The sequence below is a fragment of the Variovorax sp. WDL1 genome, from assembly GCF_001541225.1.
Taxonomy (GTDB): Bacteria; Pseudomonadota; Gammaproteobacteria; order Burkholderiales; family Burkholderiaceae_C; genus Variovorax.
On sequence record NZ_LMTS01000049.1, the window covers coordinates 27,613 to 46,375 of the forward strand.

General features: G+C 69.7%; 15 protein-coding genes. 4 read left to right on the forward strand and 11 right to left on the reverse strand.

The window, feature by feature from the left end; translation table 11 throughout:
* Window positions 1-858: cyanophycin synthetase family protein (locus APY03_RS43415; protein WP_232324191.1), on the reverse strand; the 858-nt coding region annotated here is incomplete at its 3' end.
* A gap of 43 nt (window positions 859-901) precedes the next feature.
* A complete protein-coding gene (locus APY03_RS08000) occupies window positions 902-3,142 on the reverse strand; it encodes a cyanophycin synthetase (RefSeq protein WP_232081233.1) in 2,241 nt (746 codons plus the stop codon).
* Window positions 3,143-3,269: 127 nt separating this feature from the next.
* Here APY03_RS08000 and APY03_RS08005 point away from each other — a divergent pair, with 127 nt between their 5' ends.
* From APY03_RS08005 to queC, 3 genes are read left to right on the forward strand one after another with little or no spacing between them, the layout of a single operon-like run.
* Window positions 3,270-5,540 (forward strand): cyanophycin metabolism-associated ABC transporter, encoded by a 2,271-nt coding sequence (locus APY03_RS08005; protein WP_068675623.1) that lies wholly within the window; start codon window positions 3,270-3,272, stop codon window positions 5,538-5,540.
* Window positions 5,540-6,007 (forward strand): cyanophycin metabolism-associated DUF1854 family protein, encoded by a 468-nt coding sequence (locus tag APY03_RS08010; protein ID WP_443082803.1) that lies wholly within the window; start codon window positions 5,540-5,542, stop codon window positions 6,005-6,007. The genes APY03_RS08005 and APY03_RS08010 overlap by 1 nt, the downstream gene beginning before the upstream one ends.
* A gap of 18 nt (window positions 6,008-6,025) precedes the next feature.
* The gene (queC, locus tag APY03_RS08015; RefSeq protein WP_068675628.1) at window positions 6,026-6,727 is read left to right on the forward strand and encodes a 7-cyano-7-deazaguanine synthase QueC; all 702 of its coding nucleotides are present in this window, start codon (window positions 6,026-6,028) and stop codon (window positions 6,725-6,727) included.
* Here the strand turns inward: queC and APY03_RS08020 are convergent.
* The 3 genes from APY03_RS08020 to gspF form a co-directional block, all read right to left on the reverse strand.
* Window positions 6,706-8,466: an ABC transporter ATP-binding protein/permease gene (locus tag APY03_RS08020; protein WP_068675784.1), complete on the reverse strand. Its 1,761-nt coding sequence runs from the start codon at window positions 8,464-8,466 to the stop codon at window positions 6,706-6,708. The two genes, queC and APY03_RS08020, sit on opposite strands and share 22 nt — an antisense overlap.
* Window positions 8,467-8,576: 110 nt before the next feature.
* Window positions 8,577-9,476 carry a 5'-nucleotidase gene (locus APY03_RS08025; protein ID WP_068675630.1) on the reverse strand — a complete coding sequence of 300 codons (900 nt, stop codon included), beginning with the start codon at window positions 9,474-9,476 and terminating at the stop codon, window positions 8,577-8,579.
* Between the two features lie 6 nt (window positions 9,477-9,482).
* Window positions 9,483-10,715 (reverse strand): type II secretion system inner membrane protein GspF, encoded by a 1,233-nt coding sequence (gene gspF, locus APY03_RS08030; protein ID WP_068675632.1) that lies wholly within the window; start codon window positions 10,713-10,715, stop codon window positions 9,483-9,485.
* Between the two features lie 95 nt (window positions 10,716-10,810).
* On the opposite strand from gspF, the gene APY03_RS08035 reads away from it, so the two are divergent.
* Window positions 10,811-11,389: a hypothetical protein gene (locus tag APY03_RS08035; RefSeq protein WP_068675634.1), complete on the forward strand. Its 579-nt coding sequence runs from the start codon at window positions 10,811-10,813 to the stop codon at window positions 11,387-11,389.
* A gap of 15 nt (window positions 11,390-11,404) precedes the next feature.
* Here the strand turns inward: APY03_RS08035 and gspE are convergent, their stop codons facing one another.
* The 6 genes from gspE to gspK all read right to left on the reverse strand — a co-directional run.
* A complete protein-coding gene (gene gspE, locus APY03_RS08040) occupies window positions 11,405-12,826 on the reverse strand; it encodes a type II secretion system ATPase GspE (RefSeq protein WP_068675636.1) in 1,422 nt (473 codons plus the stop codon).
* Between the two features lie 10 nt (window positions 12,827-12,836).
* Window positions 12,837-15,143, reverse strand: a complete 2,307-nt coding sequence (gene gspD / locus APY03_RS08045; RefSeq protein WP_102905207.1) for a type II secretion system secretin GspD — start codon at window positions 15,141-15,143, stop codon at window positions 12,837-12,839.
* Between the two features lie 3 nt (window positions 15,144-15,146).
* Window positions 15,147-15,947 carry a type II secretion system protein N gene (gspN, locus tag APY03_RS41305; protein ID WP_068675639.1) on the reverse strand — a complete coding sequence of 267 codons (801 nt, stop codon included), beginning with the start codon at window positions 15,945-15,947 and terminating at the stop codon, window positions 15,147-15,149.
* A gap of 5 nt (window positions 15,948-15,952) precedes the next feature.
* Entirely contained in the window at window positions 15,953-16,516 is a 564-nt protein-coding gene (gene gspM / locus APY03_RS08055; RefSeq protein WP_068675641.1) for a type II secretion system protein GspM, read from the reverse strand.
* The gene (gene gspL / locus APY03_RS08060) at window positions 16,513-17,721 is read right to left on the reverse strand and encodes a type II secretion system protein GspL (protein WP_068675643.1); all 1,209 of its coding nucleotides are present in this window, start codon (window positions 17,719-17,721) and stop codon (window positions 16,513-16,515) included. Before gspL ends, gspM begins: the two co-directional genes overlap by 4 nt.
* A gap of 128 nt (window positions 17,722-17,849) precedes the next feature.
* Window positions 17,850-18,763, reverse strand: a 914-nt coding sequence (gspK, locus tag APY03_RS08065; RefSeq protein ID WP_232324192.1) for a type II secretion system minor pseudopilin GspK, incomplete at its 5' end; no start/stop codon positions are given.

Sequence of the window (18,763 nt, forward strand, 5' to 3'; positions counted from 1 at the left end):
GCCGGGCAGGAACTTCTCGACCATCACCTCGCCGTAGGCCGCGGCCGAGTCATAGGCGGCGGCCAACTGCTCGCGCGTGCCGATGTTGACGGTGACGCCCTTGCCCTGGTTGCCGTCCTGCGGCTTCACCACCACCGGCAGGCCGATCTCCTGCGCGGCGGCCCAGCCGTCTTCCACGCTCGTGACGGGGCGGCCCAGCGGCACCGGCACGCCGGCGGCGTTGAGCAGTTGCTTGGTGAGCTCCTTGTCCTGCGCGATGGACTCGGCCACGCCACTGGTGCAGTCGACTTCCGCGGCCTGGATGCGGCGCTGCTTCGAGCCCCAGCCGAACTGCACCAGGCTGCCGCTGGTGAGGCGGCGATAGGGAATGCCGCGCGCCACCGCGGCATCGACGATCGAACCGGTGCTCGGGCCCAGGCGCTCCGACTCGTCGAGGTCGCGCAGCTCTGTGATGGCGGCGTGGGCGTCGAAGGCTGCGCCGGCCTGGGCGGCGGCGATCAGCTGCTCGGCGAGCTCCAGGGCGCGCCGGCCGACGTGCTCTTCGCTGTACTGGAAGGCGACTTGATAGACGCCCTCCTCGACGGTGCGCGCGGTATGGCCGAAGTTGACGGCGCAGCCTGCCTGGGCCTGCAGCGCGACGGCCGCGTTCTCCAGCACGTGGGCCAGCGCCAGCGGCTGGCCCAGGACGATCGGGTGCAGTTCGCCGATGGTGGGGAAGAGGGCGCGCAGGCGGCTCTCGAAGCCGGGCAGCCGCCCGACGGCGTTCTCGTCGCCGCTGCAGGTGACGATGGCCTCGATGCAGGTGTGGCGGCTCCAGAGATTGGGCCCGCGCAGCGCGCGAATGCGTTTGACGTCCATAACGATGAGGCGGAGGGGCGATTCGGGGACCGGACGCTGCCGGTCAAGCCATTTGTTGCTCGGGCGAAAGAAGGGTCTGGGACAGCTGCAGCGAGGCGAGGGCGGCCTGCAGGTCGGCTTCGAAGGCTTCGATGCCGGCGCCGATCAGGCTCAGCGGAATGCCCAGGGCCCAGGCAGCGGCGACGGCGGCCAGCAGGCTCTCGAGGTCGACGCCCGCATGGGTGGCGCGCCAGATGGTCAGCCGTCCCAGCCCGGGCAGGAAGGATTCGCTGCTGCCGTTGGCCAGCACCACGCGGTCCTGCCGCACCAGCACGGCCTTGCCACCTGCCTGCTGGTGCTTGAACAGCGCCTCGGCCTGCGGATCGGCCGAGTACATGATCACCTCGCCGTCGCACAACGGCGCCAGGCCGGCGACGCGCATGTCCGCCGCGTTGAGCACGGCGGTGCCTTCGGGCAGCACCACGTCGACCTGGGTGCGCAGCACCTTGACCATCTGGTCGCTCCCGGTGATGTCGAACTCGGCCAGCGCTTCGGCACCTTCCAGGTCGGTCACGATGCCGACCGCGCAGCGGTCGTAGGCCAGGCCGTCGCGCAGGATGGTGCCGGCGCCGTTCTCGATGACCACGGCCTGCACGGCGCGGTTCATCAGCAGGCGGCGGCCGGCGTCGAAGTTGGCGCTGTCGCGCGCATCGACGCGGCGGCGCTCCAGGAACAGGCCGTCGCGGCAGGCCAGGCCGGTGTGGCGGCCGCCCAGGCCCACCAGCCAGGCGACCAGGCGCGCCAGCACGGCGGTGCCGCGCGAGCCGGCCACGCCCACCACGGGAATGCGGCCGGACGTTTCAGCGGGGAACAGGTGGTCGCAGATCGCGCGGCCCACCGGCCGGGGCGAGCCCACGGCGGGCTTCAGGTGCATCAGCAGGCCAGGGCCCGCGTTGACCTCGACGATGGCGCCGCCCTGCGATGCCAGCGGGCGGGCGATGTCCTGCGCCACGAGATCGATGCCGGCGATGTCCAGGCCCACCACCCGAGCGGCCAGCACGGCAGCATGGGCGACCTCCGGATGGACCTGGTCGGTGCAGTCGAAGGCCATGTTGCCGTTGCGCTGGATGGTGACCACCCGGCCCGCCACCGGCACGGCCTCGGCGTCCAGGCCCTGGCGCTTGAGCTCGAGCTGCAGCTTGGCGTCGGTCCCGATGTCCAGCACGTCGAGCGGGAATTCCTCCTCGGCGCCGCGCCGCGGGTCGCTGTTGAGCTGGCTGTCGATCAACTGGGCCACGGTGGAGCGGCCGTCGGCCGTCACGGTGATGATCTCGCCGCGCGCGGCCGCCACCACCTGGCCGCCCACCACCAGCAGGCGATGCTCGTGGCCGAGGACGAAGCGCTCGACCATCACGTCGCTGCCCTCGGGTTCGGCGACGGCGAAGGCAGCTTCCACCTCCTCGCGGGTGTTCAGCTCGAGCGAGACGCCGCGGCCGTGGTTGGCGTCGGAGGGCTTGACCACCACGGGCAGGCCGATGTCCTCGGCGGCGTCCCAGGCCTCCTGGGCGCTGGCGACTACCTGGCCTTCGGGCACCGGCACGCCACAGGCGGCCAGCAGCGTCTTGGTGAGCTCCTTGTCGCTGGCGATGGATTCGCCGATCGCGCTGGTGTAGTCGGTCTCCGCGGTCCAGATGCGCTGCTGATGGGCGCCATAGCCCAGCTGCACGAGGTTGCCGCTGTTCAGGCGCATGTGCGGGATGCCGCGATCGGTCGCGGCGCTGACGATGCAGGCCGTGCTCGGGCCGAGGTAGCAGTCCTCGACCTTGGCCTTGACGGCATCGACCGCGCGCTGAACGTCGGCGGCGTCGAAGGGGGCGTTGTTGATGGTGGCCATCAGCAGGCGGTGGCCCTCGGCCAATGCGACGCGGGCGACCTGTTCGTCGCGCGCCCGGAACACCATCCGGTAGACGCCGTGCTGCGAGGTGCTGCGGGTCTGCCCGAAGCCGGTGGGCATGCCGGCCAGGTTGAGCAGCTCGATCACCACGTGCTCCAGCACATGGCCGGCCCAGGTGCCTTCGGTGAGGCGCTGGATGAAGCCGCCGCGCTCGCCGACGCCGCAGTGGTGCTCTACCAGGGCCGGCAGCAGGGCGGTCAGGCGCTCGGTGAAGCCGTCGATCCTGTTGGACGGGTGGTCTTCCAGCGTGCCCAGGTCGAGCCAGACTTCCAGCACGGGCCGGTAGGTCCAGAGGTTCGGGCCGCGCAGGTAATTGACGCGCAGGAGGCGGATGTCGTCGAAACGGGTCATGCAAACGTTCGTTGTGCTTTGGCCGAGCACGGCGGCGACTTCAAGCACGCCCATGGGCATCGGTCAGAATCGGCGCCCGGCGAGCGCCATGAAGCGGCCCCCGGCGGGCCAGACACATAGAAACACAATGCAACATCACGATCCAGTCGGCACCCCGAGGGGCGAAGAGGAGGGGGCTTCAGACGCGCTGAAAAGCCGGCTCAGAGCTGCGGAGAACGTGCTGGCGACGATCCCGGTTGACCTTGATGGCGAACTTCGGTTTGCTTCCGGCCTGCTCGCCCTGACCGATCGGCGCCTGCTCGCCCGTGACGCACAGGGGGCCTGGGCCGAGTGGCCGCTAGCCCACCCGGGGCTCGAGCTGCGGCTGGCCGACCATGCCGGCATCGGCACCCTGGACCTGCTGGACGGCCGGGGCCGGCTCGCACGGTGGCGTTACACCCTGGCACACCAGGCGGCGGCGCTGCGGCTGCAGAAGCTCCTCGGCCAGCGCGCCGCCGGTGTCGCGCCGGCGACAGAGGCGGAGGCCGACGAGAGCCCCCTGCCCGAGCCCGAGTTGCAGACCCCGCCCTCCACCTGGGTGCTGCTGCGCCTGGGCCGCTTCGCCAGGCCCTACCGCAGGCAGCTGATCGCCGGCTTCCTGCTGACGCTGGCCTCGACCGCAGCCACGCTGGTGCCGCCCTACCTGACCATCCCGCTGATGGACGACATCCTGATCCCCTTCCAGAACGGCCAGCAGATCGCCGTCGAGAAGGTCGCGCTCTTCCTGGGCCTCCTGCTGCTCGCGGCACTCACCGGCTGGGCGCTGGGCTGGGCCCGTACCTACCTGCTGGCGCTGGTCTCGGAGCGCATCGGCGCCGACCTGCGCACCACCACCTACGAACACCTTCTGACCTTGCCGCTCGACTACTTCGGCGGCAAGCGCACCGGGGACCTGATGGCGCGCATCGGCTCCGAGACCGACCGCATCAACGTGTTCCTGTCGCTGCACGCGCTCGATTTCCTGACCGACGTGCTGATGATCGCGATGACCGCGGTCATCCTGGTGTCGATCAACCCCCTGCTGGCGGTCGTCACGCTGGTGCCGCTGCCCTTCATCGCCTGGATGATCCACGTGGTGCGCGACCGCCTGCGCACCGGCTTCGAGAAGATCGACCGCGTCTGGAGCGAGGTGACCAACGTGCTGGCCGACACCATCCCCGGCATCCGCGTGGTCAAGGCCTTCGCGCAGGAGAAGCGCGAGGCGGACCGCTTCCGGGCCGCAAACCTCTACAACCTGCAGGTCAACGACAAGCTCAACAAGACCTGGTCGCTGTTCACGCCCAGCGTGTCGCTGCTGACCGAGATCGGCCTGCTGGTGGTCTGGGGCTTCGGCATCTGGCAGGTCGCGCGCCACAACATCACGGTAGGCGTGCTGACCGCCTTCATCGCCTACATCGGGCGCTTCTACACGCGGCTCGATTCGATGAGCCGCATCGTCTCCGTCACGCAGAAGGCGGCGGCGGGCGCCAAGCGCATCTTCGACATCCTCGACCATGTGAGCAACGTGCCCGAGCCCGCGGACCCGGTGAAGATCGAGCGCGTGCAGGGCCGCATCCAGATGCGCGACGTGGGCTTCCGCTACGGCAGCCGCGCCGTGATCCGCGACCTCGACCTGGTGATCGAGCCGGGCGAGATGATCGGCCTGGTGGGGCACAGCGGCTCCGGCAAGAGCACGCTGGTCAACCTGATCTGCCGCTTCTATGACGTGACCGACGGTGCCATCCTGGTCGATGGCACCGACATCCGCCGCTTCGCGGTGGCCGACTACCGCCGCCACGTCGGGCTGGTGCTGCAGGAGCCCTTCCTGTTCTTCGGCACCATCGCCCAGAACATCGCGTATGGCAAGCCCGAGGCAACGCGCGAGGAGATCGTGGCCGCTGCGCGCGCGGCGCATGCGCACGACTTCATCCTGCGCCTGCCGCACGGTTACGACTCGCTGGTGGGCGAGCGCGGGCAAGGGCTTTCGGGCGGGGAGCGGCAGCGCATCAGCATTGCGCGGGCGTTGTTGATCGATCCGCGCATCCTGATCCTCGACGAAGCCACCTCGGCGGTGGACACCGAGACCGAGAAGGAAATCCAGAAGGCGCTGGACAACCTGGTGCAGGGCCGCACCACCATTGCCATCGCGCACCGGCTCTCGACCCTGCGCAAGGCCGACCGGCTGGTGGTGATGGACCGCGGCGAGATCGTGGAGGTCGGTCCGCACGACGCGCTGATGGAGAAGCAGGGCGCCTATTGGCGGCTCTACCAGGCGCAGTTGCGGCAGGCCGACGACGAGAGCCCCGGCTCGGCGGCCGAGCGGGCCGGGGCTGCGCTGGGGTTCGGCGGGCATGCGGCCCATCCGGCGGGAGACGCATGATGAGCGCCAGTTTCAAGCTGGAACGCGATGCCTTCGGCCACCTGGTGCTGATCGAGGCCGAAGGGGTCCGTCACGTCGGCGTGGTGCCGGTGCGCGCCTTTCCGCTGAGTGCGCCGGACGAGGGCCTGTCGCTGGTCGGCAGCGAAGGCCGCGAGCTGCTGTGGATCGATCGGCTGGCCGACCTGCCCGAGCCGGCGCGCGCCCTGCTCGCCGAGGACTTGGCCGCGCGCGACTTCGCGCCCATGCTGCTGAAGCTGCACAGGGTCTCGAGCTTCGGCGTGCCGAGCACCTGGACCGTCAGCACCGACCGCGGCGACGCCCGGTTCGTGCTCAAGGCCGAGGAGGACATCCGCCGGCTCGAAGGCGGCGCACTGCTGATCGCGAGCGCCCATGGCGTGCAGTTCCGCATTCCGGATGTGAAGGCGCTGGACCGTGGGTCGCGCAAGCTGCTGGAACGGTTTCTCTGAGCCGAGAGTCGACACCCGATGCACACCACCGCACTCGTCCTCTTTTCCGGCGGCCAGGACTCCACCACCTGCCTGGCCGAGGCGCTCGACAAGTACCAGCGCGTCGAGACCATTGGCTTCGACTACGGCCAGCGCCACAGCGTGGAGCTCGAAGCGCGCCGCACCGTGCTGGCGCATCTGCGCGAGCGCTTCCCGCAGTGGGCGCCACGGCTGGGCGAGGACCACCTGGTCAAGGTCGACGTGCTGGGACAGATCAGCGAGTCGTCCCTGACGCAGGACATCGCGTTCGAGATGCAGGCCAACGGCCTGCCCAACACCTTCGTGCCGGGGCGCAATCTTCTGTTCCTCACGCTGGCCGGCGCACTGGCCTACCGGCGCGGGCTGGAGGTGATCGTCACCGGCGTCTGCGAGACCGACTTCTCGGGCTACCCCGACTGCCGCGACGACACCATGAAGGCGATGCAGCTCGCGCTCTCGCTAGGCATGGACCGGCGCTTCGTGGTCGAGACGCCGCTGATGTGGATCGACAAGGCCGCGACCTGGGCCATGGCGCACCGGCTGGGCGGGCAGCCGCTCGTCGACCTGGTCATCGAGGACACCCACACCTGCTACCTGGGCGAGCGCGACCAGCGCCACGCATGGGGCTATGGCTGCGGCAATTGCCCGGCCTGCGAGCTGCGCGCTCGCGGTTGGGAGCGCTACGCCGCGTCGAGCCGGTAACGCGGTCCCGTGCCTTCGGGTTGCGGCACCAGGGTCCAGCGCTTGTCGTGGAAAGCCGCGGCCGAGGCCCGGTGCGCGATCGACACCATCGCTCCGCCGGCCGCGCGCACGCCTTCCGCCAGGCGCTTGTAGAGCGTCTCCTCGGCCTGCGCATCGAGCGCGCTGGTCGCCTCGTCGGCAAACAGCCAGGCGGGCTTCTTGAGCAGCACGCGCGCGATCGCCAGCCGCTGCTGCTCGCCGCCGGAGAGCTTGTGACTCCACGTGTCGACATCGTCGAGCCGGTGGGCAAGCCCGGGCAGCAACGCATCCTCGAGAGCCTGTTTCAGCTGCGCGTCGCTGTAGTCGCCCGCCGGCTGCGGATAGGCGAGGGCGTCGCGGAGCTTGCCGTCGGGCACATACGGCCGCTGCGGAATGAACATCGCGTTCTCGGGCATCGAGACCCTGCCGCGCGCGAAGGGCCAGATCCCGGCGAACGAACGGAACAGCGTCGACTTGCCGCTGCCCGAGGGGCCCTGCAGCAGCACGTGTTCGCCCGGCTTGACGCTGAGGGCGGTCTTGGCGAGCAGCGGGATGCCGTTGGGCAGTGCGATGTCGAGGTCATGGGCGTTCAGCGAGCTCCCGCTTTCGCGCACCATCGCGCTATCGGGCTTCGCATGGACGCGCATGGCATCGTCGAAACTGGTGAGACGGTCGGCCGTGGCGCGCCAGACGGCGACGCGGTCGTAGTTGTCGATGAACCAGCTCAGCTGCGTCTGCACCTTGTCGAAGGCCGTCACGATCTGCATCAGCTGCCCCAGCGGGAAGGCGCCGCCGAAGAATCGCGGCGCGGCGATGATGAAGGGGAACACCGCGGCCGCCTGCCCGAAGGAGAGCGTGAAGGACACCAGGTTCTTCTGCTGGCGGATCAGCGTCAGGTAGTTGCGCAGCACGGCGCCGAAGCGCTTCTCCAGCTGGGCGTGCTCGACGCCTTCGCCGCGGTCCAGCGCGATCGCCTCGCTGTACTCGCGCACCCGAACCAGGTGGTGGCGGAAGTCGGCTTCGAAGCGCTGCTGCCTGAAGTTGGTGCCGATCAGCGGCCGGCCGATGTAGTGGGTGATGACGGTGCCCACCACGCAGTAGGCGATGGCGAGCCAGACCATCGAGCCCGCGACTTCGTAGGTGCTGCCGCCGAGCTTGAAGTCGACCACGCCGCTCAGGCCCCACAGGATGCCGATGAAGCTCACCAGCGTGACCACCGCGTTGAGCAGCCCCATCGACAGAGTGACCGTGTAGTCGGTGAACAGCTGCAGGTCTTCCTGGATGCGCTGGTCGGGGTTGTCGGGCGACTGGGTGTCGCCGCCGCCCGCGTAGCGCGCGAGCTCGAGCCGGTAGAAGGTGCGGTCGGCGATCCAGCGCGTGAGATAGCTGCGCGTCATCCATGCGCGCCAGCGGATCTGCAGCAATTGAGTCAGGTAGAACTTGAGGATGCCGATCGTGATGGCACCGAAGGCGATCCAGCAGAAGAAGCCCAGCTCGCGCCAGAACACCGCCTGGTCGCGGTTCTCGAGCGCGTTGTAGAAGCGGCCGAACCACTGGTTGTTGAGCACCGCCATGTAGACCGTGCCGAGGTTGAGCACGATGATGACGAGGAGCAGGCCCCGGGCCTTCCATCGGTCCTCTGAACGGAAGTAGGGCGCAGCAAGCGCCCCGATGCGGCGCAGCGTGGCGAGCATGCTCGTGGAGCGGACGGGATCGTTCATGGGCGTGGGGCTCGGGTTGGCGGCTGGAAGCAGCGCCTTCCAGGCCATCGTAGCGCCAGTGCCGGCCGCTCCCTTAAGCGGTTCTGAAACGCCGCTAGAGCCAGCCGAGGTCAGCGTGGGTTGCTGATCCCGCTGGACACATGCCCCGCCGGGACATGGCGCGCGGCCGCATCGACATGGCCGGTCTGGTCGTCGAAAAAGAAGTCGGGCTCGAATTCGCGCAGGAACTCGCCCTTGGACAGGCCGCCGAGGAACATGGCTTCGTCGACACGGATGTTCCAGTCCATCAGCGTCTGTATGGCGCGGCGGTGGGCAGGGGCGCCGCGCGCCGTCACCAGCGCGGTGCGGATCCGCATGCCGGTGCTCGAGGCCTGCTGCAGCCGGTGCAGGGCCACGAGGAAAGGCTTGAAGGGGCCGGCCCCGAGCGGCACCCCGGCCTTGCTGGTCTCGTGCGCCTGGAAGGCATCCAGGCCTTCGAGCTGGAACACCCTTTCGGCCTCGTCGGAGAAGAGGACCGCGTCGCCGTCGAAGGCGATGCGCACTTCGTCGGGGTGCAGGGCGCTGGCCAGCACGCCGTCGACCCGGACATGCGCTGCCGGGAAGCCGGCGGCGAGCGCCTCGCGCACGTCCGATGCGTTGGCCGACAGGAAGATGTCGGCATTGAGCGGCCGGAGGTAGCGGTAGGGAGGCCGCCCCTGCGTGAACACGCCTCGCTGCACGCGCAGTTCGGCCGCTGCGCCGGAGTTGAAGATGCGCATGCCGGAGACCGGGTCGTTGCGCGAGAGGATCACGACCTCGACGCGCTGGATGCCGTCGTCGTTGAAGCGCAGCAGCTTGCGGATCATCGAGTAGGCGATGCCGGGCGCCGCCGGCACGTCGAGCCGCTCGAGCTGCAGCCGCATGTAGGCGTCGGGGTCACCGGCATCGAACAGGCGGTTTTCTTCTTCCAGGTTGAACAGGGCGCGAGACGAGATCGCGACCACCAGCTTGTCGTCCAGGGAGACCGGCATGGGTGGCTACTTGACGAACTGGTTGAGCTGGATGATCGGCATCAGCACCGCCAGCACGATCAGCATCACCACCGCGCCCATCGCGACGATCAGGAGCGGCTCGAGGATGGTGGCCAGGTGCATGGCCCGGCGCTGCACCTCGGCGCCCAGTTGCGTGGCTGCGCGCTGCAGCATCAGGGGCAGGGTGCCGGTCTGCTCGCCGAGCCGCGCGAACATGGAGACGATGCCGGGGAAGCGCTTCTTCTGCGCCAGCGCCGAGGCCAGCGGCGCACCTTCGCGCACCAGCACCAGCGCATCGAGCGCATCGGCGCGCATCGCGCGGTTGCCCAGGGTCTCGGAGGCGGCCTGCAGCGCGCGCAGGATGGGCACGCCGGCGGTGGCCAGCATGGCCAGGGTGCTGGCGAAGCGCGCCGCGTTGTAGCCGCGCGAGAGGCGGCCCACCAGCGGCAGCTCGAGCCAGGCGGCGTCGAAGCGCTCGCGGAAGGCCGCGCGCGCCAGCGCCATGCGCGCGACGATGACCATCACGACGATCGCGCCCAGCATCAGCCAGCCGTAGTTGCGCACGAAGTCGCTGAGCGCCAGCATGATCACGGTCAGGATCGGCAGGGCGCGCTTGGTGCCCGCGAACACGTTGGCCACCTGCGGGACCACGTAGCTGACCAGGAAGACCACGATCACGATGGCGACCAGCGTGACGATGGCAGGGTAGAGCGCAGCGCCGACCAGCTTCTGCTGCAGGGCCTGGCGCTGCTCCAGGTCGTCGGCCAGGCGCTCGAGCACCAGCCCCAGGTTGCCGGTCTGCTCGCCGGCACTGATCACCGCGGTGTAGATGGGCGAGAACTCGCGCGGGTGCTGCGACAGCGTGCGGCCGAAGGGCGAGCCCGCGTTGACGTCGGCCCGCAGCGAGGCGACCAGGTTGCGCTGCTCCTCGGTCTCGGCCTCGTCGGTCAGCGCGGTCAGCGCGCGTTCGAGCGGCAGGCCCGAAGACACCAGCCCGGCCAGCTGCCGCGTCCAGACCGCGAGGGTGGTGGAATTGAAGATGCGCCTGCCGCCGAGCAGGCGGCGCCAGCCGCCCGAGGCGGGTGCGCCGCCCTCGGTGCTGCCGACCGCCGTCACCGACAGCGGGATCAGGGCCTGCGCGCGCAGCACGCCGCGCGCGCTGCGCGCGGTGTCGGCTTCGAGCACGCCCTTGCGGGGCTGCCCCTGTTGGTCTATGGCTTCGAATGAATAGGCGGGCATGGGGACTGGCGGCAAAATGCGCGAGTCCGCATTGTCGACGTTTGGCGCTGCCTTTTCGTCACACGGCCTTCACAACATCAAACCGAGGAGTAGCCATGCCATTTCGTACTTCCGCCCTTGCCGTTGCCGCACTGCTGGGCGCGCTGTCGTTGCCCGCCGCCGCGCAGGACCGTCCGACCTACAACGGCTTTCTCTGCTGCAACCTGCGTACCGACGGAAGCTGGATCAGCGACAGCAACTACGCCGAGAGCGGCAAGCGCGTCATCCCCGTCGGCACGCCGGCCCAGGTGACCGGCTATGGCCGCCAGCGCGTCAACGTGCTGATCGACGGCAAGAAGCAGGACATCGGCAACGACTACAGCCGCGACCTGGACCTGGGTACCTTCGCCAAGCGCTATGTGGTCACCGAGGACCCGGCGGCCCGCATCGCGGGCTTTCCGCCCAGGATCCGCGAGGCCATCAAGTCGGCGCGCGTGACCAAGGGAATGACGCGCGAACAGGTCGCCATGGCCGTGGGCTATCCGATCAGCAGCGAGAACCCGAACCTCGACGCCCCCATCTGGCGCATGTGGCTGGGCAGCTTCAGCGAGTTCCAGGTGCTGTTCGACAACGCCGGCCGCGTGCGGGCCGTGGAGACCGATCCGCAGACGCGCAATCTGGTCGTGCTGGAGTGAGGGCGGGGACGCGGGTCAGTCCCGCGTCACCCGCAGCAGCTCGGCCCGCGATGTCACGCCGGTCTTGACCAGCCGCTCCCCGTCCTCGCGCATCGAACGCAGCCCGCCGCGCTCGGCCGCGACGAAGAGCTGGCTTTCCGGCGCACGGTTGTGCACCAGGGAGCGTATCGTGTCGTCCGCCACCAGCAGCTCGAAGATGCCGGTGCGGCCCTGGTAGCCGGTCTGGCCGCAGGCCTCGCAGCCCACGGGCTCGGCTTCGTCGCCGGCGGCGCTCGGCACGGCGCACACCGGGCAGAGGCGGCGCACCAGCCGCTGCGCCAGCACGCCGAGCAGCGACGAGCTCAGCAGGAAAGGCTCGACCCCCATGTCGGTCAGCCGCGTCACTGCGCTGACCGAATCGTTGGTGTGCAGTGTGGCCAGCACCAGGTGGCCGGTGAGCGAGGCCTGGATCGCGATCTGCGCAGTCTCGAAGTCGCGGATCTCGCCGATCATGATGACGTCCGGGTCCTGCCGCAGGATGGCCCGCAGGGCCTTGGCGAAGGTGAGGTCGATCTTGGCGTTGACCTGCGTCTGGCCGACGCCGGGCAGCTCGTACTCGATCGGATCCTCCACCGTCATGATGTTGCTGTGGGCCGAGTCGAGACGGCCGAGCGCGGAGTAGAGGGTGGTGGTCTTGCCCGAGCCGGTCGGCCCGGTGACCAGGATGATGCCGTGCGGCTGGTTGATCAGGTGCAGGAAGCGCGCCAGCGTGTCGCCCTGCATGCCCACCGACTCCAGCGTGAGCTTGCTCTCGGACTTGTCCAAGAGGCGCAGCACGGCGCGCTCGCCGTGCGCCGAGGGCAGCGTCGAGACTCGCACGTCCACCGCACGGGTGCCGATGCGCAGGCTGATGCGCCCGTCCTGCGGCAGCCGCTTCTCGGCGATGTCGAGGTCGGCCATGATCTTCAGGCGCGAGATCAGCGCAGCGTGCAGCGCCCGGTTGGGCTGCACCACTTCGCGCAGCGTGCCGTCGATGCGAAAGCGCACGGAGGATGTGCGCTCGTAGGGCTCGATGTGGATGTCGCTGGCACCGTCGCGCGCCGCCTGCGTGAGCAGGGCGTTGAGCATGCGGATGATGGGCGCGTCGCCGGCGCTTTCCAGCAGGTCTTCAACCGCGGGCAGCTCCTGCATCATGCGCGACAGGTCGGCGTCGCTCTGTACCTCGCTGACGACCGCGGCGGCGTTCGACTCGCCTTTGGCATACGCGGCCGAGATGCGCTGGGCCAGCTCGACGGGTGTCAGCGGCTCGAAGGCCTTGACGGGGTACTTGCGCACCACTTCGCTGAGTGCGCTCTTGGGCGGCGTCTGCGGCATCCAGAGCGTGAGGGCGCCGTCGTCCGACTCTTCCAGCAGCAGTTGCTGGGTGCGCGCGAAGGCATAGGGAAGGGGATAGCGCATGGCTCGAACCTCAGGGCAGTTCGCGCGCGGTGGAGGGGTCGGCGGTGGGTGGCAGCGCGCCCCTGAGCGGGCCCCCCGGAGGCAGCGGCGCATGCTGGGGCGGCAGCGGCGGCGGAATCAGCTGCGTTCCTTCGATGCGGCGCGAGGGATCGCCCTGCCTGACCGCCGGCAGCGGCGGCAGGATCACCGAATCGCGCACCGCGTTGAGCATGGGGTTGTCGGTCGACGGCTGTTGCGTCTGCTGCAGTGCGCGCAGCGCGTCGTAGCGGTCGGCGGTGATGGCGTCGCCGGAGAGCTGGTCGCGCACGACGGTGGGCCGCAGGAACACCATCAGGTTGGTCTTCCTGCGGCTGCGCACCTCGCTCTTGAACAGGTTGCCGAGGACCGGCACGTCGCCCAGCCCGGGGACTTTCTCCTGGGAGTTCGAGTACTCGTCGGACAGTAGGCCGCCCAGCACGATGATGTTGCCGTCGTCGACCAGCACGTTCGACTCGATCGAGCGCTTGGTGGTGGTGGGGCCGTTGATGTTGTTGACGGTGGACGCGACCACGCTGGAGACCTCCTGGAAGATCTGCATCTTGACCGTGCCGGTCTCGCTGATCTGCGGGCGCACGCGCAGCGTCAGGCCCACGTCCTTGCGCTCGATGGTCTGGAAGGGGTTGACGGTGTTGGTGCTGCTGCCGGTGTTGGTGTACTGGCCGGTGACGAAGGGCACGTTCTGGCCGACCACGATCTTGGCCTCTTCGTTGTCCAGCGTCAGCAGGTTCGGCGTGGACAGCACGTTGCCCTCGCCGTTGCTGGACAGGAAGCGGGCCAGGAAGCCCAGCACGTACTGGCCGTTGTCGCCGTAGCGATGGCCGATGCCGAAGTTGAAGCCGCTGGAGGGCCGGGTTGCTGTATTGCCGGTCGCCAGGCCGACTGCCAAGTCGATGATGTTGGCGCCGCCCAGGCTGGAGTTGGTGCCGATCACGCCGACGTTGCGGTCACCGGTGTTGCCGAGGCCGGCTTGCCACTGGACGCCGAACTCGGCGGCCTTGTCGGCGTTGACCTCGACGATCAGGCTTTCGATCAGCACCTGCGCGCGGCGGCTGTCGAGCCGGTCGATCACCGCGCGCAACTGCCGGTAGAGCGGCTCGGGCGCGCTGATGATCAGCGAGTTGGTGGCCGGATCGGCCTGGATCTGCCCGCCTGTGGAGGGCGGCGCGGTGGTACTGACCGGCGTGGTGGCGGCGCTCAGGCCGCCTCCGGTGCTGGCCATCTGGTTGAGCTGCTGCTGTGGTTGCTGCTGAGCCCCCCCGGTGATCGGGCTGGCGCCGGCCGTGCCCTGGGCACCCGGCGTACCGGCCTGCGCGCTCGTCAGCGCGGCTCGCAGCGTGGTGGCGATCCGCACGGCGTCGGCGTTCTTGAGGTAGACCACGTAGATGTTGCCGGCCGCGCCGTTGCCGGAGTCGATGGGCGCGCGGTCGAGCCTGGCGATCAGCGTGCGGATGAGCTGCGAGCGTGCAGGGTTCGCGGCGCGCATGATGATCGCGTTGCTGCGAGGCTCGGCCAGAAGGGTGGTGCGGAAGGATGCATCTGTGGTGCCGGGCGCGGCCGCGGGTTGCCCCGGCGCGGTGGCAGTGCCGCCCTCGGCCAGGCGCGTGAGAACCGGCACCAGGTCGGTCGCCACGGAATGCTTGAGCGGGATGACCTCGACGTCGGAGGCGTTGGGCACATCCAGCGCCGCGATGATGCGGGCCAGCCGGCGCATGTTCTCCGCATAGTCGGTGATCACCAGCGAGTTGTTGCCCGGGTTCACGTTGATCGTGTTGTTGGGCGCGATCAGCGGACGCAGCACCGGCAGCAGATTGTTGGCCGCCTCGTAGTTGAGCCTGAAGACCTGGGTGACAATCTGGTTGCCGGAGAGGCTGGCGGTGGCGGACGTCGATGTGGTGACCGCATTGCTCTGCAGCTTGGCGTCGGCCTCGGGCACCACCTTGTAGAGCCCCTCGGACTGAACGACCGCGAAGCCCTGCAGGCGCAGCGCGGCGGCGAACTGGTTGAAGGCGGCGGCGGGCGAGATCGGCCGATCGGTCTGCAGGTTGATCGTGCCCTTGACGCGCGGGTCGACGACCACGTCGCGCCCGGTCACGACGGCCATGGTGCGCGCCACCGACTCGATCTCGGCGTTGGTGAAGTTCAGCGTGATCGGCTCGCCGCGGCGCGGCGGCGGGGCGCTTTCCTGCGCGAAGGCGGCCGGCATGCAGGCGGCAGCCAGCAGATGCACCGCGAGGGCGACGGTGCACAGGCGCATGGCGCAGTGGGATGGTGATTTCATGGGTCAGCCCAGGGTGATGATCGAGCGCGCGCCCTCGCGTCGCCCGATGATGTTCAACAAGTTCGACAGCGCGTCCTCGCGCCCCGGCGCCGCGCTGGCCTCGCCGTCGAAGCGCAGGGCGCGGCCGTTCCAGCGGCCGCTGCCATTGAGCTGCAGACTGCCCTCTCGCGTGGTCAGCAGCAGGGTGGGCGAGGGGCCGCCTTCAAGCGTGATGCGGTAGCTGCCCATCGGCTTCAGGGTCGACAGGCTGGAGGAGATGTCCATGGCGTCGAGCGTGGCGCGTCCGGCCAGCCGGAGCTGCTGGCCGCTCCACTGCATCATGAAGGCTTGCATCGACAGGTCGAGCACTCCTTCGGGCTTGAGCGTGTTCCAGGGCGCGCCGAAGCCGCTGAGCAGCGCGGCGGGCCACCGGGAGCGGCCGTCCGCCCAGGCCAGTTGCAGGCCGCTGGGACGTGGCTGGGCCCTGAACTGCAGCGGCTGCGGCGCGCAGCAGGGGATCTGAAGCGTTGCCGCCACGCCGTCCCAGCGCGGCCGCAGGGTCCAGGCGACGGTGCCGGGCAGGGAGATCGCTTCGACGCCGCCGGCGCCGCTGGCGAACACCACGCCGCCGGTGCCGTTCCACACCGTGCCACGCGCGTTGACCAGCTGCAGGTGGCCGTCACTCCAGCGCGCCAGGCCGGCGGCGAGCCAGCGCGCCGGCGCGTAGAGCGAGAGGGCCAGCAGCGCACCGAGCAGCACGCCGAGCAGGGCCCAGCCGCGGCCGGTGGCGGCGCTGGGGGCGGAGAGGTCGCGTCGGGTGGCCATCGAAATCAACGGGGCGGCAGGCCCATGACCAGCGTGCCGTCCCAGCGCACGGCGGGACGCTCGTTATTCCTGGCGCCCGCCGCCGGGGCAGCGCCGGCGGCTGCTGGCCCGCTCTGCGCACCGCGCGCAAGGTGTGCTTCGCGAGGGACCGCGCGCGCATTGCTGCGGGCCTGGGCCAGCCACTGGGCCAGGGTGTCCGCCGGGACGGTGCGCACCGCGACCGTGATGCCGTCGCCCGACGCGGCAGGCTGCAGCTGCGCGTTGGGCCCGAGGCTCTGGCGCACCGAGCTTTCGAGGGCGCGCACCGCATCGTCGCGGCTCGCGCGCGGCTGGGCCTGGAGAGCCTTGGCCTGGGTTTGCAGCGTGGTCATCTGCTGCAGCTGGGCGTCGAGCCTGGCGTGCTCGGCGGGCGCCGCGGACAGTGTGCGCAGTGCCGGCGCCAGCGCCACCCACCACAGCAGGGCCAGCAGCACAAGCGCAGCCGCCGCACCGATCAGGCGCTGTTCGCGCGGCTCCAGCTCGGGCCACCAGGCCTGCCAGCGCGCTTCCATGGATTCGAGCCAGTTCATCGCGGGGCCTCCGCCTGGACCAGCAGCAGGTCGCCTTCGCTGCGGGCGTTGTAGCCACGCGCGGAAAGCGTCGCTGCGACCTGGTTGGCCTCCGAGGGTTGCAGGCCCAGCCCGCGCAGGCGCAGCTGACCCGCGGTGTAATCGATGGCGCTGGGAACCCGCCCCGACGGCAGGCTGGTGGCGACCGCGCCGAGCATGGGCTCGAGGTCGATCGCCGATACGCCGCCCGTGGCCTGCTGCAGCGTCGCGACCTCGCGCACCATTTGTACCGGTGCGTCGACCACCAACTGCACCGAGGGGAAGGTCTGCCTGAGGATGTTGTTCACCTGTGCCCGCTTGTGGTCGAGCGCGTTGCGCTCCTTCCAGGCCCAGGCGTTGAGGCCGATGAGCTGCGTCAGCACCAGCACCAGTGCGCCCCAGCGCGCGAGCCGCCATTCGGGCCCGTGCCACAGCGCGCGCCAGATCGCCACCAGCTTCTTGCTGGCGCGCGCGCGGCCGGTGGAGGCAAGGTCGAACTGCGCGAGATCCCAGGGCGAGCGGCTGGCCTGCAGCCAGCGCGCGGGCGGCTTGACGATCGGCACGCGCCGTCCCAGCAGGCTTTCCGCGAGCTCGGCCACGGCCGGCTCGGCCAGCACGGCCGTACCTTCGGGCACCGTGCCGACCAGCGCGGCACCTGCGGGATCGAGCGGCAGCGGGGTGACTCCTTCGGTGTCGCAGACCACCAGCTGGGCGGTGCCGGGCTCGCCGATGGCGAAGATCATCGGCGCAGCGCCGGCCGGTTGCGGCGTGAATTCGGGAACGATGCGCGTGACGCGGCGGCCTGCGCTCTCGAGGGCCTGCACCACGCCGCGCAGCCAGAGCCGGTTGCAGGCTGCGACCCATACGGGCACGCCGGGGCGCGGGTCCGGCTGCAGGGCGAAGTGCAATTGCTCGGGGTCATCGAGCAGCCGGTCTTCGAGCAGGCCGTTGAGCACCGAGCGCAGGCGCACGCCGCTGCTCATGCTGCCCTGCGGCAGGGTGACCTGGTGCCAGGACAGCGTGGCAGCAGGCACACACAGGATCAGTTCGTCGCCGCTCGGCAACAGGGCCGGTGGCGCGCTGCCTTGGGAGCGCAGCTTGCGGCCATCGCTGGACCAGACCGCCCAGCCGTAGTCGCCGCCGGCAGGCGCAGGAGGGAGAGGAGCGGTGACGAGCAGGAAGGCCATGATCGATAGGGGGTCGCCATTGTAGGAGGATGGTTCACATCCGATGCTACAAAATTGATAGCGCTTTCTGCCCGGGGCATGGGCGCTGCGATGCATTTAATCCCATAAGCGTGACCAAAGGTTTCCGCTCAGGACTTCGGCGCGATGGACGTGGCGCCCGCACCACGTTCGCGCCAGATGATTCGCAGGTTGAGGCCGTCGCGCTGGAGCAGCGAATGCTCCTCGACCCAGGCGTCGTTCAGCCGCAGCCGGCCTTGGACTTCGAAGTAGCTGGTCCCCACGCTGTGCTGCTGGCCGTTGAATTGGCCGGAGCCTGGGGCGAGCACCTTGTTGGCGTCTGCCTCGGTACGAAAGTAGCGCGTCGCGCGCTGCGCGACGACGCGCTTGGCGCTCGCCAGGTCGAGAGAGGGCACGCTGGCGGCCAGTGCTTCGGCGCTGGCGGTATTGATGTTGAGCTTGGTGCGCCCGGGCAAGATCGTGACATAGGGCTCCAGTGCAGTGACCGTCGAGGGCGACAGCCCCAGCCAGACCAACTGGGCAGTGCGCTGCGGCAGCAGCGGGCCGGAGGCCGAGGTGTCCGCGGTGGGCTGCGCGACCGCTCCAGTTCCAGTTCCCCCGCCCGCTCCAGTTCCAGTTCCAGTTCCAGTTCCAGTTCCAGTTCCCGCGCCGCTGCCTGTGCCTGTGCCTGTGCCTGTGCCTGTGCCCGCGGCGGCCGCCGGCGGAACGGCACGCCTGAGCTGCGCCGCGAGTACCGCCACCTCCTGCACGGGAAGGCCCAGCATCTCGAACAGCTTTGTGAACACGGCGATCTCTGCCGGCACCGGCGCGCCGTTCAGCACCAGGTTCATCACGTTGAGCTTGGATTGCGCGTCGACGATGCGGCCCTGGAGAAAGGCCTCGGGCAAGCCCTCGAGCGCATCGCTGGCGATGTTCTTGTCCGCCGCGAGAAAGCTCGACAGCTTGGCTTCCTCCAGCGGCACGGCCCAGGGCTCGGCCAGATGATCCGCGCCGCCGCCGCCGCCGCCGCCGGCAGCGGCAGGGG

Excerpts from the sequence above, each read along its gene's own strand:
- APY03_RS08000 (WP_232081233.1), bottom strand. The coding sequence starts at position 3,142 with ATGACCCGTTTCGACGACATCCGCCTCCTGCGCGTCAATTACCTGCGC.
- APY03_RS08005 (WP_068675623.1), top strand. The coding sequence starts at position 3,270 with ATGCAACATCACGATCCAGTCGGCACCCCGAGGGGCGAAGAGGAGGGG.
- APY03_RS08010 (WP_443082803.1), top strand. The coding sequence starts at position 5,540 with ATGAGCGCCAGTTTCAAGCTGGAACGCGATGCCTTCGGCCACCTGGTG.
- queC (WP_068675628.1), top strand. The coding sequence starts at position 6,026 with ATGCACACCACCGCACTCGTCCTCTTTTCCGGCGGCCAGGACTCCACC.
- APY03_RS08020 (WP_068675784.1), bottom strand. The coding sequence starts at position 8,466 with ATGAACGATCCCGTCCGCTCCACGAGCATGCTCGCCACGCTGCGCCGC.
- APY03_RS08025 (WP_068675630.1), bottom strand. The coding sequence starts at position 9,476 with ATGCCGGTCTCCCTGGACGACAAGCTGGTGGTCGCGATCTCGTCTCGC.
- gspF (WP_068675632.1), bottom strand. The coding sequence starts at position 10,715 with ATGCCCGCCTATTCATTCGAAGCCATAGACCAACAGGGGCAGCCCCGC.
- APY03_RS08035 (WP_068675634.1), top strand. The coding sequence starts at position 10,811 with ATGCCATTTCGTACTTCCGCCCTTGCCGTTGCCGCACTGCTGGGCGCG.
- gspE (WP_068675636.1), bottom strand. The coding sequence starts at position 12,826 with ATGCGCTATCCCCTTCCCTATGCCTTCGCGCGCACCCAGCAACTGCTG.
- gspD (WP_102905207.1), bottom strand. The coding sequence starts at position 15,143 with ATGAAATCACCATCCCACTGCGCCATGCGCCTGTGCACCGTCGCCCTC.
- gspN (WP_068675639.1), bottom strand. The coding sequence starts at position 15,947 with ATGGCCACCCGACGCGACCTCTCCGCCCCCAGCGCCGCCACCGGCCGC.
- gspM (WP_068675641.1), bottom strand. The coding sequence starts at position 16,516 with ATGAACTGGCTCGAATCCATGGAAGCGCGCTGGCAGGCCTGGTGGCCC.
- gspL (WP_068675643.1), bottom strand. The coding sequence starts at position 17,721 with ATGGCCTTCCTGCTCGTCACCGCTCCTCTCCCTCCTGCGCCTGCCGGC.